Origin of the sequence: Ochrobactrum sp. SSR (assembly GCF_030067775.1) — a bacterium.
GTDB lineage: Bacteria > Pseudomonadota > Alphaproteobacteria > Rhizobiales > Rhizobiaceae > Brucella > Brucella teleogrylli.
This window is the reverse complement of record NZ_CP125971.1, coordinates 233,738-248,028: the sequence shown is the minus strand read 5'-3', so window position 1 is coordinate 248,028 and position 14,291 is coordinate 233,738. Positions and strand designations below refer to the sequence as shown.

Here is a 14,291-nt window from a genome sequence, read left to right as displayed (position 1 = left end):
GTCCTCCCTGCGGTCATGCAATGACCTGTCATTCATGCATTTCGAGTACTCAGAGCTATTGCGACATAGGCAAAACCGGCAATCAGCAGGGCAATTCCAGCGATTGATCCCGATGCGAGTTCACGCGTCAAAGGCCATTTCAGGAAGAGTGCGGCGCTGGCTATCCAGGCGATGAACCCGGAGACCGCGAACCAGTACCACCCTTTTGTGGGATGGATTTTGAACGACAAGGCAATCTGCAGAAATCCATGCACAAAAACCACGATCGCGATCAACAGCGTTATCGCAAGCGCGCCTTTGAGTGGATTGAGATAGATCATAATTCCGCCGACCAGTTCCACCACACCCGTCAATTCTTGCCAGACGAAGCCCGCCCAGCTTTTTACCCTAAGCGACTGGACGATCTTCACGAGACCAATTGCCATAAGGACCACACCGAAGACGGTGCTTGCCGCAAATTCCGAAAAGACCGGTAGAAACAGACAGAGCGCGCCTCCAGCTAACAGGAGGATGCCAATGCCAAGAAACCCCTTCCATTTCTTCTGTTCAATTGCTTTGCGCTCCAGATGACTTAATTCGTGAACTTCCATGCGTAAGCCCTTCTCTTCACGAAGTAATCCCAAGAGCATCCCCGGCTATGACCGTGTTATTAGCGACGCCATCTCACAGTGCGGACGTTGGTTATGCGTCCATCACGCGCGCGCACCGTTACATCGTAAGTTCGTCTGAAACGATCTCCACGATAGAGGAAATGACTTCCCCTGCAGTCTATTGCGCGAACATTTCGCAAGCCCCGTATTCTCAAGAGCCTGGCGCCCTCCGAACAGCGGATTCTGTGGCCGTTATTTATTCTGGTGCCGACCAGAGCGGTTTGGTTCTGGCTGAACGCCGGAACCGGCTCCGCAATAGAACCCACGATGGTCAAGGCTAGCAATGCAAGGATAGCGGCAATGGATCGAGACATGTCTTTTCCCTCCGAAGCCTTCATTGAGACGTTCTCAACTCGCTATTGATGCAAGCCTCATCGACAAGGCGCTTCAAAGACGCGACCGTGCTGATCGCGATAGCGACAATATTGAACGCCATTTCGGGTCTGGGCGACACCAACCAAGGTTCCGGCCGCAGCACCGATTGCAGCGCCGGTGAGCGCTCCGCGCGTATTGCCGCCAATCGCAGCACCGGCGAGCCCACCGATTGCAGCGCCGCCGACACCATATCCGGCAGTTCTCTGTTCAGACGACGTACAAGCGCTCGTGCCTAAGCTGACAGCGGTAACAACCAACAAGCTGAACATATATCGGTTCATGATATCCTCCCTCTGAAGCAGTAAGCGTCAGAAATAACTTCACGTTAAGAAAGACAAAGTCAGAAAACGAAAGCGATGAGCGACGGGCCAAAACCCACGGCTAATTAACCCACCATGCTTAATTTCAGAGATCCAAATTCTGCTTTTGAATCTGGAGCAGGCGACGAAAATACTATCTGCGGTGGGGTCTGTGCCACCGATCAACGCGCACAACGCGTCCATCACGCGCCCGAACCTCAACCCGCAAGGCCTGTTGATTACGCACGCCCCGGATAACGTAGTTTGGTCTCCGGCAATCGATTTCCCGGACATTGGTAAGGCCACGCATTGCAAGACGCCGGGTAGCTTCTCTGCAAGTCAAAGATCGCCCGTTGTTCAACTCCGTACCGACAACGACGCTTCTGGGAATAGGACGCGCGTTCGCGTCAATGGAGAAAAAAACGTAGATAACGCTGCCAGAAGGATTGCGGCTTTCGATACAGAAGCAAATGCATACATCTGTGACCCTCCATTCTGCTATGGATAATTACAGTATAACTACATTTAAAAAATAACAGCAATCGTTTTTATATAATAAGTAGCATGTCTTGGATTCAGACTAACTTTAACGCGTTGATCGGAGAAGCCAGCCGGAGTGCATCGCGCCTGCCCAGGTATCTCACTTTGCAGCTTCCTGTGAGGGGAGGCGAAGGCCGCTGCCGGGAGCATGCCCGAAGCTTTGGACGAATGCACCGCGCGCAAAATCCTTTCTGTTCTTGTCGGTCAATCAAACAAGAACAGATTTGCTATGTTGAAAACATTCGGTCTTAGAGCAGCGAGAAGGCATACTTTTATTCATAGAGCTGGTGGTAACGCTCCCGCAGGATATTCTTTTGCACCTTACCCATAGTGTTTCGAGGCAGCTCGTCTACAAACAGAATCCGCTTCGGCAGTTTGTAGCGCGCCAGTCGTTCGCTCAAAGCCGCCAGCACCTGTTTTTCCTCTAACGAAGAGCCAGGTTTTTTAACAACAACAGCTGTGGTGCCTTCGCCAAAATCCTTATGTGGCAGGCCAATAACTGCGCTCTCAAACACGCCATCCAACAGATCGATTTCGCTCTCGATTTCTTTTGGATAGATATTATAGCCACCCGATATCACGAGGTCCTTGCCTCGACCCACAATGTGAATATATCCCCTCTCATCGATAAGACCGAGATCGCCTGTGATGAAGAAGCCATCGTCTCGGAATTCCGCCCTGGTCTTTTCCGGCATATTCCAATAGCCTTTGAATACATTCGGCCCTTTGACCTCCAGCATCCCGGTCTCTCCGTCCGGGAGTGCCGTGCCACTTTCCATGTCTACCACGCGAATATTCACACCGGGCAGGGGAAGGCCCACGGTTCCTGCTAGTCGATCTCCGCGATAGGGATTGGAGGTGTTCATGTTGGTTTCCGTCATGCCATAGCGTTCCAGAATGGCATGCCCTGTATTTTCGAAAAAAGTCTGGTGGGTCTCGTTCAGAAGAGGAGCGGACCCCGAGATGAAGAGCCGCATACGTGCGGTGCTTTCACGGTTTATGCGCGCATCCTGCGACAAGCGCACATAGAACGTCGGAACCCCCATCAACACGGTTGTTTTGGGTAGGCGAGCGACGATTTGGTCCGCGTCGAATTTTGGCAACAGATACATCGATGCGCCGGAGATCAAGGTTACATTGCTTGCGACAAACAGGCCGTGCGTATGAAAAATCGGCAATGCGTGGATGAGCCGGTCTGCAGAGGAAAAGTGCCAGCTATCGCGCAGCGTCAATGCGTTGGAGAGCAGATTGTCATGACTGAGCATCGCGCCCTTTGAGCGTCCAGTCGTGCCTGACGTGTAAAGAATTGCGGCAAGATCGTCCGGTCCGCGATCGACATCGCTAAATTGTGGCTCGGCATCTTCTGCGCGGTCCATCAAAGAGCCGCCGCCCGTTTCGTCCAGCGTTTCAAGAACTGCGCCGCAGGCGCGGACCGTTTCGGCAAGCTTTTCCGCATTTTGCGGTGAAACGACCACAACGGCTGGCTTGGCGTCGTTAAAAAAGTAATCAAGTTCGGCGACCGTATAGCCCGTGTTTAGCGGCAGATAGACAGCGCCACACCGCAAGCAGGCCAGATAAAGCATTAAGGCTTCGGCACTTTTTTCAACCTGAACGGCGATACGGTCGCCGGGTTTAACGCCGCGCTCGACCAGCACATTGGCAAGACGTGCGGATAGGGCCAGCATATCCCCATATGTCCAGATCTTTCCCGCTTGTGTTTCTATGAAGGTCGCGTCGGTGGTGGAAATTGCGCTGCGAATGGCATCAAACAGGTGATTAGGCATATGTTGTTCCCGGGGAATTTTTGGATGCTTTTAGAGGAGGCTGTACCGATGGTGATTTGTGGATGTTCGCAGAGGTGCCGACCTCTCCTCTTTCGGCATGAGCTTCGTAATTGCGCTCGATGTCATCAAGCTTTTAAAGATATTGACCATCAATCCATGGGATTCTGGCATAGTTTTGGCGGAAACATCTCCATATAAATGAGGCGCTCCGGTCGGGCGCCATTGCCAAGGTGTAAGCGGGCGACCGGGTCGATAAGCCGTCCGTTAGCCGTGCGTGCGGGCAGCAAATAATGCACGACCGCGCGCAAAAACAGCGGTCGGATTTCTGCTAAGCGGTAGTCAACGGCTGAACGCGGCCTTGCTGGTGGCGGCTTCTGCATGAAATCTATCGGCGCGAGGGCAATCCTGTCGCTCGCGCGCTGCCTGGTCAGCAGAATTGTTCAATGTTGCGCGCCGTTAATCTTCGACCCACCGGCGTTCGGATGCCGCGAGATGGGCATGCATGGCGGCTTGCGCTGCAAACGGGTCTTTTGCCCTGAGGGCAGTCAAAATCGCGCGATGTTCTTCAACCGCCAGCCGCCAGGTATTCGGCGTCTCCGTATGCCTTTGCATGCGTTCGGAGATTGGGCTGTGTCTCTCATCGAAAAGCTTGATCACCAGATTGGTCAGAACGCTGTTTCCCACTGCCGATGCAAGGCTGATGTGAAACCTTCGATCATGTTCCAAAGGCTTTCGATTGATATCGATATCCCGCAACATCGCTTCAAGGATACTCTCCAGTTCTGACAATGACGGCTCGCTGATGCGTGCCGCACATTGCGCGATCAAGCCACATTCTATCAAAACGCGCGCCTGCATCAATTCAGCAGGGCTTTCACCCAACGATTGTTCATTCAGTTCCGAGCCGGTGGGGTTCAGGACATAGATACCTGATCCTGATCGAATGTCGATGACCCCCTCGATTTCGAGCGCAATAAGCGCTTCACGAAGCGACGGGCGTGAGATTCCCAATTGCTGCGCAAGTTCCCGTTCAGCCGGTAATCTTGATCCCGCCGCGAGTGAACCGGCGTCGATAAGCGCGCGGATTTGGTCGGCGATCTGTTGATAGACACGTCTCGTTTCAAGCATGCGGTAAGACCAAATTTGTTATGAACGGATTGTTTCACCACTATTTTCCTTATTTTAGCGCTATTCTCAAGAAATTTCGATAAAGTGGCTTGACCAGATTTCTCTTTTCCCCCTATCAAATGACAACTTTTTCAGAGCACCAGGAGGAGGAGCGCGATGAGAGGTCATTCTGCAAAGAAGCCATCTGAAACGGCTCGCGTGCTGCTCACGCTCGAAGATGTGTCGAAAGAATTTCCAGGCGTAAAGGCTCTTTCGGGCGTTAGCTTCGATCTGCGCGCCGGAGAGGTTCACGCTGTCTGCGGAGAAAATGGCGCTGGCAAATCGACGCTGATGAAAATCATCAGCGGCGTATACCAACCAAATTCAGGTTCGATCACCTATAAGGGATCGCCGGTTCAGTTCGCTTCGACGCTGGAGTCGGAAGCAGCTGGCATCGCTATCATCCATCAGGAACTCAACCTCGTACCGCATTTGAGCGTTGCGGAGAATATCTATCTCGCACGTGAACCCCGGCGAGGCTTTCTGGTTGATCGAAAGAAGTTGATCGCAGATGCCAAGCGCTGTCTGGATCGGCTTGGGGTTAATATCGATCCAAACGTGCAGGTGCGGACGCTGTCGGTCGCCCAATGTCAGATGGTGGAAATTGCGAAGGCGCTTTCGCTTGACGCGAATGTGCTGATTATGGACGAACCCACCTCGTCTTTGACGGAACAGGAAGCGCAGCTTCTCTTCAAGGTGATCCGTGACCTGAAAAGCCAGGGCACCGGCATTATTTATATTTCTCACCGGCTGGATGAGATGCAGGAGATCGTTGATCGCGTTACAGTTTTGCGCGATGGGCGATATGTTTCAACGGACGATTTTGCCGACCTCACCGTCGACGAAATCGTTGCGCGCATGGTTGGGCGCTCGCTGGAGGACAAGTTTCCGGAGCCGACCCGTCAGCCTGCTGATGAAGTCATATTCTCCGTAAAAGGCCTCACAAGACGCGATGTTTTTGAGGATATCAGCTTTGATATTCGTCGTGGCGAGATTCTCGGCTTTGCAGGGTTGATGGGTGCAGGGCGAACCGAAGTGGCGCGCGCAATTTTCGGCGCGGATCCGCTTGATGCGGGCACCATCATGCTCGACGGCAGTGAATTGAAAATCACAGACCCACGCAGCGGTATCGATGCCGGCATCGCTTACCTGTCTGAAGATCGCAAAGCTCAAGGTTTGGCCATCGCGATGCCTGTCGATGCCAATCTGGTCATGGCGCGCATGCAGGCGGTCAGTAACAGTCTCGGTGTCATCGACCGCAAGCAAGAGCGGGATGCGAGCCAGCATTACGTCGATCTCCTGAGCATCAAGACTCCGAGCCTCCATCAGCCGGTTCGTCTTTTGTCGGGTGGCAATCAGCAGAAAATCATCATCGGCAAATGGCTGTTTCGTGAGCCGCGAGTCATGTTTTTCGACGAGCCGACACGTGGCATCGACGTTGGAGCGAAATTTGCGATCTATCAGATCATGGATGAGCTTGCGGCGCGCGGTATCGCTGTCGTTTTGATCAGTTCCGAATTGCCGGAAGTGCTTGGGATGTCTGATCGCATCGCTGTCTTCCATGGCGGGCGTATCGCTGCGACTCTCAAAACACGCGACACCAATCAGGAAGAGATCATGCATTACGCGTCCGGCAGTGGTCGACGCGGCGAATAAGGATAATCAGCATGACGGAAGTAACCAACGGTAAACCGGTAGAACAGGGCCAAGTTTTGGCAGATAAGGGACGACGCCTTAGCGAGCGGCAGAAGGATATCATCCAGAAATTTGCAGCACTTGGCAGTCTTGTCGTGCTTGCTGCAATCTTCTCCGCGACGAGCAGCGCCTTTTTCTCCGTCGGCAATGGCATGACAATTGCGCTTCAGGTCACGTCGATTGCTTTGCTCGGTATTGGTGCGACCTACGTGATCATTACGGGTGGTATCGATCTTTCCGTTGGCTCGGTGCTCGCGCTCGCTGGCGTTGTGGCTGCACTTGCCGTCAAGGAACTGCAGCTTCCCATCTGGATTTCGATGCTGCTCGGCATTTTGACCGGGTCGCTTTGCGGCCTGATCAATGGTCTCGCTGTCACCAAGTTGCGGCTGCCTCCCTTTATTGCCACGCTTGGCATGATGTTGATTGCCCGTGGTGTTGCATTGCAGATCACTGGCGCCCGCGCCGTGTCGGGACTGGGAGAAAGCTTCGGTGTTCTGGGTAACGGTTCGCTGTTTCGGATGGAGTCGATCGATGAACAGGGGTTTCCGGTCGTCACTTTTCCGGGCATCCCGTATCCCGTTGTCCTGATGATTGTGATCGCCATCATCGCCGCGTTTGTTCTCAATCGGACCGTCTTTGGCCGTCATATCTATGCCATTGGGTCCAATGCCGTTGCAGCGCGTCTGTCGGGCGTCAACGTCTCCCGGATCACGATCTACACCTACCTGATTTCCGGCACGCTGGCCGGGCTGACCGGTTGTGTGCTGATGTCGAGACTTGTCACCGCGCAGCCGAATGAAGGCGTCATGTACGAACTTGATGCCATCGCCAGCGCGGTCATCGGCGGTACATCATTGATCGGCGGGGTCGGTACGATCTCCGGAACTTTCATCGGCGCATTCGTCATCGGCATTTTGCGTAACGGTTTGAACATGAATGGCGTCTCCGCCTTCACGCAGCAGATCATCATCGGCCTTGTCATTCTGGTCACCGTCTGGATCGACCAATTGCGCAATCGTCGCTGAAGAGGAGGACGGGAAGGGTAGGGCCTTCCCCCGTTTCGAACTCCGGTCGGGTTCGGTTAGTTGGAGGAAAACATGGGTAAATTTAAAACTGCGCTTCTCGCTTCGGTCATGGTCATCGGCGGTTTGTCCACTGCTTCAGCCGGTGAAATTGCGGTTATCGTCAAAACGGTCAATTCGACCTTCTGGCAGAACGTTCAGAAGGGCGCCGATGCCGCCATTGCCGAGGCAAAGGGCGAGCACACAATGACGTTCCAGGGACCTGCATCGGAATCGGCTATTGCCGACCAGGTCAACATGGTCGAAAATGCCGTCAACCGCAAAGTTGACGCCATTCTCCTTGCACCGTCCGATCCCGATGCGCTCGTGCCAGCCGTGAAAAAGGCTTGGGAAGCACGTATCCCGGTTGTCATCATCGACAGCCAGCTCGCCAGCGGTGCCGAGAAATACTATCAGTCCTTCTTGGCGACGGATAATAAGAAGGCTGGCGAACTCGCCGCGAAGGCTCTGATCGATAAGGTCGGAACCACGGGCAAGATCGCCGTCATGTCCTATGTTGCTGGCGCCGGATCGGAAATCGGCCGTGTGGGCGGCTTTACCGACTACATCAAGGCCAATTCGAAGCTGGAAATCGTCGGCCCATACTATTCGCAGTCGCAGATGGCTACCGCGCTTAACCAGACCACCGATGTTCTTGCTGCCAACAGCGACCTGAAGGGTATTTTTGGCGCAAACGAGCCGACCGCAATCGGCATGGGCCGGGCGATCAAGCAGGCCGGCAAGGCGGGCAAGGTTACTGCAATCGGTTTCGACGGAAATCAGGATTTGCAGGAATTCGTCAAGGACGGCACGCTGGCCGCAACCGTTGTCCAGGGTTCCTACCAGATGGGTGATATCGGCGTTGCAACGCTGCTGAAGCTGCTCAACAAGGAAAAGGTCGAAAAGACGATCGATACTGGCGTCGTTGTTGTCACAAAGGACAATGTCGACAAGCCGGAAGCGAAGAACGTTCTTTACTAAGTCAAAGCCAGCGCGCGGAGCATATCCGCGCGCTTTTTTTCGGTCAGATTGGGAATTCAGCACATCATGAAGGTTTCAGACAGACGCAAATTGCGCAATCGTGACGTCTCGTTCACGCTAATGGGTCTTGGCTGCGCCCAGATGGGCAATCTCTATCGGGTGACGAGTTATCAGGAATCTCTGAGTGCTTTCGAGGAAGCTTGGAATGCTGGTATCCGTTATTTCGATACGGCGCCTTTTTATGGCTATACGCGTTCAGAGCGCCGCCTTGGCACGATGGTGACGGAGCACAAGCGCGACGAGTATGTGCTTAGCACCAAAGTTGGGCGCATCATGGTGCCGGATGAGACGGTCGGGCCGGAAGAAGACGCTTACGTCGAGCCGCTGCCTTTCCGACCGAATTATGATTACAGCTACGATGCAATCATGCGTTCCTTCGAAGCAAGCCGCCAGCGCATTGGCGTGTTCGCTCCTGACGTGCTGTATATTCATGACATTGGCCGCGCCACCCATGGGGATCGCCAACAGCATTATTGGGACCAGCTGACCAAGGGCGGCGGATTCAAGGCGCTTGGAGAACTGCGTTCCGCGGGCTTGGTAAAGGCCGTTGGTCTGGGCGTCAATGAATGGCAAGTCGTTTCCGACGCGATGCAGGAATTCGACATCGACGTGTCGATGCTTGCTGGCCGCTATACCTTGCTGGAGCAGGACAGCCTTGCGCTTCTCGACCGTTGCCACCGCGACGGCGTTGGTATCGTCGTGGCCGGTGCTTTCAATTCCGGCCTTCTGGCGGGCAATCGGAAGTTCAACTACGCCGAGGCGCCGACCGATCTTCTGACGCGTGTCGATGCAATCCAGGCGGCATGCGAATCCGAGGGTGTTACCATGCAAGCCGCGGCGTTAGCCTTCCCGACACTGCATCCAGCTGTGGTCACGGTTGTTTCGGGTGCCCGCAATGGCGAGCAGATGAAGGCAAATGTCGATTGGTTCGAGCAGGAAATTCCCGCCACCTTCTGGGCTCGCCTGAAGGACAAAGGCGTCATTTCTGCCGATGCACCGATCGATAACAATTAAGCAGATCAGTACCTGATGCGCTCTGGTCGTTTTAAGATCAGAGTGCACAGGGTGGGCTCGAAAATTTGTCATCTGGCTTGTTTTTGATCAGGCTCGCTTTGCCTGAAAGAAAAGTTATGTGGCTTGGCTTGATTATTCGATTATTTTAAGGCCAAGATAGCGCTTCAATTTTGCTTAGCCGCGCCCCTACTAGTATTATATACTTCAAAACGATTATTCCCCCAAAAGTGGCATAAAAACTGCATGTGAAAGGTATCGCTCTATGGGGTGCCACGCATGTTTTATTCGATCTTGATGCCAGCCCTGCTCAGTATGTCAGTTGGCTTTAGCTGGAGTACATTTACTTCGTTCTTTTCGTCACACCGTGACGATGAAAATAGCGAACTGACATTGATTATGACGGCAAGCCCCGTTTGCATCACCGCAATGGCGCTTTCTGTCTCTGACTTTGGATGGCTTTGGAGCAGTGCCATTGTAACTTCAGGCTGGATGGTTTCATCGTCGGCGAAAGGTCTTATTCGTCCAATGATGATGCTCACTTTGTCAGCTTTTGCTTTAGTGGCTTATGTTCGTTTTGGTAGACCCATCGCCATCTGACACCAGATATACAACACGGCAGTTTTGGGGCCACGAGCCCTGCTGGGACCTATCCTCAACTTGAATGCGTATTGCTTCGCGCCGCCCAAATTGCAGTATTTCCGGCGCAATGCCTTTATCAAAAAAAACCACATCGGCGGTTTGCAATCCGCGTATTGCTTTCAGCGTCATTAGTTCCGGATCTATCGGGTTGACGGAAAAGACCTTTACGTCGCCCGCATTCAAGACCAGTTCTGAAGCAGTTGTGAGCAGTTCGCCTTCTGTCCGGGCGGTGCGCTTTTCGGAAAAAGCTTTCTCCACGAAGATTTCCCAAAAGCGCCTGCGCGCCGCTGCCGTTGGTAAAAGTGATCCGATGCGGCTACGGATTGCCTGCGCCAGTTCAGCCCAGTTTTGGAGTGAAGCTGGCAAAAGCACTTCAATTTTACTCCGGATCGTCTGCGCCAGAACAGGAGCTGCGCCATCCGTCGAAATGGCAACGATCACCGGCGACCGGTTGACGATGGAACCGAACTGGAACTGGCAATAAGGGGGCTTGTCGATGACATTCACTGGCACGCCCATCGCTCCGCAAGCCGTATAAAACCGCTCGGCTTCATAACTATCATCGCAGTCGGCGACAGCCATAGCAGCACCTTGCAAATCACTTTGCCGCCATGAACGGCCAATCAGCGATATGTCCGCTCTGATATGAGCCGCTGGACGGCTTGCGAGTGCGCGCATCATCTCATCAGGTTCTCTGGTAAAGACTTTGACATGCGCGCCACAGGCGGCCAGCAGCTCCGCTTTCCAGGCGGCGGCGTCCGAACCACCCGAAACAACACAAAGCTTGCCTTCAAGTGCCCAGAAGACCGGAAGCTTCGCCAATGCTTCGATGCGAACTGGTGTTTCATTCAGCTGCGGTTGCGAGACACCCATCGATGATACCCCTGATTTCTGCGCGGCAGGAGCCGCAGTTGGTTCCGGCATTGAGTTCCTTACCGATAGCTTCAACACTGTGGCAGCCGGAACGGATGGCGGCGCCGATCTGGTTGACGCCGACACCGAAGCATGAACAAACCGTGGCGCCGGGGTCCGGCTTGTCGACACCGGGGCGACCAGCAACGATAGCAAAGCGCTTGCGCAGATCGTCATGCGTGACAGTCAGTTGCTGGATGGCCCAATTGCGCGCGACAGCAACCGGTTGTGGCGCGATAAACAAAGCTGCGAGCAATCGGGAACCTGCAAAGAATGCGAGCCTTGTTTCGCCGGTCGCGGTGTCGGTATAGCCGATCGGATGAATATCTTCTGGGATGGCGAAGTGTACGTAACACCATTCCACCCAATCCCCGATATCGGTAAGTGACGCCAGTTCCAGCCGCCAGCCGCCGTCTGCGCGAGCAAGCGCCCAGTAATCGCAGCCGATAGCGGAAGGCTTTGCGAGCGAAACGGCAAAGCCGTAGCAGGTCGCCGCAAACGGTCTGACAGCGACGGCCACATTCTTGGAGGCGGGCTGGCCTGAAACCGGATCGACCAATGGCGCGACGACCGCATCAATACGGGCGCGGGCGGAAAACTGGTCGTTCCAATGCATTGGAACGAAGACACTGCCGCGCGCCTGCCGTTCCGTTGCAAGTGCACGCACGATGGCTTTCCCGTGCGAGCTTTCGATTTCCACCAAGCTGGCGTTCTCGATGCCAAGCTCTATCGCATCGCGTGGATGAAGTTCGGCAAAAGGCTCGGCGATATGGGATGATAGCCGCGCGCTTTTGCCGGTTCGCGTCATCGTATGCCACTGATCGCGGATGCGACCCGTGTTGAGCGTGAACGGAAGGTCGCTGCTTGTGCGAATTGTCTCCGGCACAGCGGTGGCGATGAAGCGCGCGCGCCGGTCCGGGTGGAAATAACCACCCTTCGCAAAAAAGCGGGATGCATTCTCTGCTCGGCCGGGTGACTTGGGCCATTGGAAAGGTGTCATGGCGTCGTAAGCGGCAGGGCTGATCTCTTCAAATGCGCCGATATCGAAATCGCGGCTGCCTTCGTTTTCAAAAGCGGACAGCGCCGCGTGCTCGGCGAAGATGGCCGCCGACCCGCTATAGTCGAACGGAGCGGCATGGTTCATACGGCGCGCGACCTCAGCCAGTTGCCACCAGTCCGCCCGTGCTTCGCCCGGAGCGGCCAGAAATGCTCGCTGCCGGGAGATGCGCCGCTCGGAATTGGTAACGGTGCCGTCCTTCTCGCCCCAACCTAGAGACGGCAGCAGTACATGCGCATGACGCGTCGTATCGGTGTTCTGCATAATGTCGGAAACGACAACGAAGGGACAGGCGGCTATGGCTGCCTCGACCGCATCAGCATCCGGCATGGACACGACCGGATTGGTGGCCATGACCCATAATGCCTTGATGCGCCCATCCGCCACCGCGCGGAACATATCGACGGCTTTCAGACCCGGTTTGGTTGCGATAGTGGGGGAGGACCAGAAACGCTGCACGCGGTCACGGTCGTCGGCATTCTCGATAGCCATATGCGCGGCAAGCATATTGGCAAGACCGCCCACTTCCCGGCCACCCATGGCATTCGGCTGGCCGGTCATTGAGAAAGGTCCCATTCCGGGGTGCCCGATCCGGCCCGTCGCCAGATGGCAATTGATGATAGCGTTGACCTTGTCGGTTCCAGATGACGACTGGTTAACACCCTGACTGTAGCAGGTGACGACCTTGTCGGTGGTTTCGAACAGCCGGAAGAATTCATTGAGTTCTGCCGACAAGAGCCCGGTGCGTTCGGTCAGCGTTTCGTGATCCAGTGTGGTAGCCGTTTCCACAGCCACCGCAAAGCCGGATGTATATGCATCGACATAGCCCATGTTGAGCGCAGGGCTTTTCACGAGATGCGCGAGCAGTCCCATGAAAAGCGCCACATCGCCATCGGGAAGGATCGCCAGATGCAGATCGGCAATATCGCAGGTCATCGTCCGGCGCGGATCGATGACGACGACTTTCATCTGTGGGCGCGCCGCTTTCGCTGCGGCAAGCCGCTGGTAAATGACGGGATGGCACCAGGCGAGATTGGAGCCGGTCAGGACCACCAGATCCGCCAGTTCGATATCCTCATAGGTGCCGGGCACGGTATCGGACCCGAAGGCGCGACGATGCCCCGCCACTGATGAAGACATGCAAAGCCGCGAGTTGGTGTCGATATTCGCCGAGCCGATGAAGCCCTTCATCAGCTTGTTCGCGACGTAATAGTCTTCGGTCAAAAGTTGACCTGAAACATAAAAGGCCACGGAATCCGGCCCATGTTCCGCCATTGCTTCCGAAAATTTTTGGGCGACGAGATCGAGCGCCTGATCCCAGTCCGCACGTTGCCCGTCAATCTCAGGAAAAAGCAGACGCCCATCAAGGTCGATCGTTTCCGCAAGCGCCGAACCTTTCGAACATAGTCGTCCGAAATTAGCGGGGTGATCCGGGTCGCCGCGAACTGAAACAGAGCCGACTTCATCGACCCTGGCGATGACGCCGCAACCGACGCCGCAATAGGGGCAGGTGGTCTTTGTTTCGGTGGTCGTTGCCATGATAGTCGCCTTACCGGGCTGCATATCGAGCCCGCACAATTGGAGCGCGCTTTACCAGCTGTTGTAGGAAAGGAATTTGCCGCTCATGCGGATTTCAATGCGCTCGCCCTTCGGGTTGGGCACCTTGTCCACGCTCATCTCGAAATCGATAGCGCTCATGATGCCGTTGCCGCTCTTTTCCTGAATGAGTTCCTTCAGCGTTGGACCGTAGACCCCAACGATCTCGTAAAGCCGATAGATGCAGGGATCGGTCGGAACCGCGCGGTCCCATTCCTTGGTCGGATATTCCGCCAAAACCACGGCGGCCTCCTGCGGCAGGCCAAGATTGACCACCAGCTTGTCCGCCTTGTCGCGCGGCAGCGCGTTCATGCCAAGACAGGCCGAAGTGACAAACACCTCGCTCATACCGATGCCTTCGGCAATCGATGCCCATGTCAGACCGGCCAGCCGTTTCTTTTCATAGATCATGTCGATCACATCGCTTTTGCTAAGCATGTCGTCTCCTCTTATGTTCGATT

Annotated in this window: 13 protein-coding genes; 5 read left to right on the top strand and 8 right to left on the bottom strand. The window is 54.8% G+C overall.

All coding sequences use genetic code 11. From position 1 onward, the window contains the following. Window positions 1-32 precede the first annotated feature (32 nt). The 5 genes from QLQ11_RS18615 to QLQ11_RS18595 form a co-directional block, all read right to left on the bottom strand. The gene (locus tag QLQ11_RS18615; protein ID WP_283735229.1) at window positions 33-590 is read right to left on the bottom strand and encodes an HdeD family acid-resistance protein; all 558 of its coding nucleotides are present in this window, start codon (window positions 588-590) and stop codon (window positions 33-35) included. A 431-nt stretch (window positions 591-1,021) separates the two neighbouring features. Next, window positions 1,022-1,306, bottom strand: coding sequence for a glycine zipper 2TM domain-containing protein (locus QLQ11_RS18610; RefSeq protein WP_109366116.1), 285 nt, complete (start codon window positions 1,304-1,306; stop codon window positions 1,022-1,024). Between the two features lie 830 nt (window positions 1,307-2,136). Then, window positions 2,137-3,648 carry a malonyl-CoA synthase gene (locus QLQ11_RS18605; RefSeq protein ID WP_283735230.1) on the bottom strand — a complete coding sequence of 504 codons (1,512 nt, stop codon included), beginning with the start codon at window positions 3,646-3,648 and terminating at the stop codon, window positions 2,137-2,139. A 149-nt stretch (window positions 3,649-3,797) separates the two neighbouring features. Continuing rightward, a complete protein-coding gene (locus QLQ11_RS18600; protein WP_283735231.1) occupies window positions 3,798-4,028 on the bottom strand; it encodes a malonyl-CoA decarboxylase domain-containing protein in 231 nt (76 codons plus the stop codon). A gap of 76 nt (window positions 4,029-4,104) precedes the next feature. After that, window positions 4,105-4,776: a FadR/GntR family transcriptional regulator gene (locus QLQ11_RS18595; protein ID WP_283735232.1), complete on the bottom strand. Its 672-nt coding sequence runs from the start codon at window positions 4,774-4,776 to the stop codon at window positions 4,105-4,107. 156 nt (window positions 4,777-4,932) lie between these two features. Between QLQ11_RS18595 and QLQ11_RS18590 the strand changes: the two genes are divergently transcribed. The 5 genes from QLQ11_RS18590 (at window position 4,933) to QLQ11_RS18570 (ending at window position 10,223) form a co-directional block, all read left to right on the top strand. Beyond that, window positions 4,933-6,471 (top strand): sugar ABC transporter ATP-binding protein, encoded by a 1,539-nt coding sequence (locus QLQ11_RS18590; protein ID WP_109366113.1) that lies wholly within the window; start codon window positions 4,933-4,935, stop codon window positions 6,469-6,471. Between the two features lie 11 nt (window positions 6,472-6,482). Beyond that, on the top strand, window positions 6,483-7,535 hold the full coding sequence (locus tag QLQ11_RS18585; RefSeq protein WP_283735233.1) for an ABC transporter permease: 1,053 nt from the start codon (window positions 6,483-6,485) through the stop codon (window positions 7,533-7,535). 72 nt (window positions 7,536-7,607) lie between these two features. Beyond that, complete coding sequence (locus QLQ11_RS18580) at window positions 7,608-8,552, top strand: ABC transporter substrate-binding protein (RefSeq protein ID WP_283735234.1); 945 nt, start codon at window positions 7,608-7,610, stop codon at window positions 8,550-8,552. Between the two features lie 66 nt (window positions 8,553-8,618). Beyond that, complete coding sequence (locus QLQ11_RS18575; protein WP_283735235.1) at window positions 8,619-9,626, top strand: aldo/keto reductase; 1,008 nt, start codon at window positions 8,619-8,621, stop codon at window positions 9,624-9,626. Window positions 9,627-9,902: 276 nt separating this feature from the next. Continuing rightward, window positions 9,903-10,223 carry a hypothetical protein gene (locus QLQ11_RS18570; protein WP_147437993.1) on the top strand — a complete coding sequence of 107 codons (321 nt, stop codon included), beginning with the start codon at window positions 9,903-9,905 and terminating at the stop codon, window positions 10,221-10,223. On the opposite strand, the gene QLQ11_RS18565 is transcribed toward QLQ11_RS18570, so the two are convergent. Genes QLQ11_RS18565 through cynS form a run of 3 tightly spaced genes read right to left on the bottom strand, consistent with a single transcriptional unit; the run spans window position 10,182 to window position 14,268 of the window. Continuing rightward, entirely contained in the window at window positions 10,182-11,087 is a 906-nt protein-coding gene (locus QLQ11_RS18565; protein WP_371836050.1) for an NAD(P)-dependent oxidoreductase, read from the bottom strand. The two genes, QLQ11_RS18570 and QLQ11_RS18565, sit on opposite strands and share 42 nt — an antisense overlap. Before the next feature lie 22 nt (window positions 11,088-11,109). Continuing rightward, window positions 11,110-13,773 carry a nitrate reductase gene (locus QLQ11_RS18560; protein ID WP_283735236.1) on the bottom strand — a complete coding sequence of 888 codons (2,664 nt, stop codon included), beginning with the start codon at window positions 13,771-13,773 and terminating at the stop codon, window positions 11,110-11,112. 51 nt (window positions 13,774-13,824) lie between these two features. Further along, window positions 13,825-14,268 (bottom strand): cyanase, encoded by a 444-nt coding sequence (gene cynS / locus QLQ11_RS18555; RefSeq protein WP_283735237.1) that lies wholly within the window; start codon window positions 14,266-14,268, stop codon window positions 13,825-13,827. Window positions 14,269-14,291: the final 23 nt, after the last annotated feature.

Coding starts and splice junctions, on each gene's coding strand:
- QLQ11_RS18615 (WP_283735229.1), bottom strand. CDS start 590: ATGGAAGTTCACGAATTAAGTCATCTGGAGCGCAAAGCAATTGAACAG.
- QLQ11_RS18610 (WP_109366116.1), bottom strand. CDS start 1,306: ATGAACCGATATATGTTCAGCTTGTTGGTTGTTACCGCTGTCAGCTTA.
- QLQ11_RS18605 (WP_283735230.1), bottom strand. CDS start 3,648: ATGCCTAATCACCTGTTTGATGCCATTCGCAGCGCAATTTCCACCACC.
- QLQ11_RS18600 (WP_283735231.1), bottom strand. CDS start 4,028: ATGCAGAAGCCGCCACCAGCAAGGCCGCGTTCAGCCGTTGACTACCGC.
- QLQ11_RS18595 (WP_283735232.1), bottom strand. CDS start 4,776: ATGCTTGAAACGAGACGTGTCTATCAACAGATCGCCGACCAAATCCGC.
- QLQ11_RS18590 (WP_109366113.1), top strand. CDS start 4,933: ATGAGAGGTCATTCTGCAAAGAAGCCATCTGAAACGGCTCGCGTGCTG.
- QLQ11_RS18585 (WP_283735233.1), top strand. CDS start 6,483: ATGACGGAAGTAACCAACGGTAAACCGGTAGAACAGGGCCAAGTTTTG.
- QLQ11_RS18580 (WP_283735234.1), top strand. CDS start 7,608: ATGGGTAAATTTAAAACTGCGCTTCTCGCTTCGGTCATGGTCATCGGC.
- QLQ11_RS18575 (WP_283735235.1), top strand. CDS start 8,619: ATGAAGGTTTCAGACAGACGCAAATTGCGCAATCGTGACGTCTCGTTC.
- QLQ11_RS18570 (WP_147437993.1), top strand. CDS start 9,903: ATGTTTTATTCGATCTTGATGCCAGCCCTGCTCAGTATGTCAGTTGGC.
- QLQ11_RS18560 (WP_283735236.1), bottom strand. CDS start 13,773: ATGGCAACGACCACCGAAACAAAGACCACCTGCCCCTATTGCGGCGTC.
- cynS (WP_283735237.1), bottom strand. CDS start 14,268: ATGCTTAGCAAAAGCGATGTGATCGACATGATCTATGAAAAGAAACGG.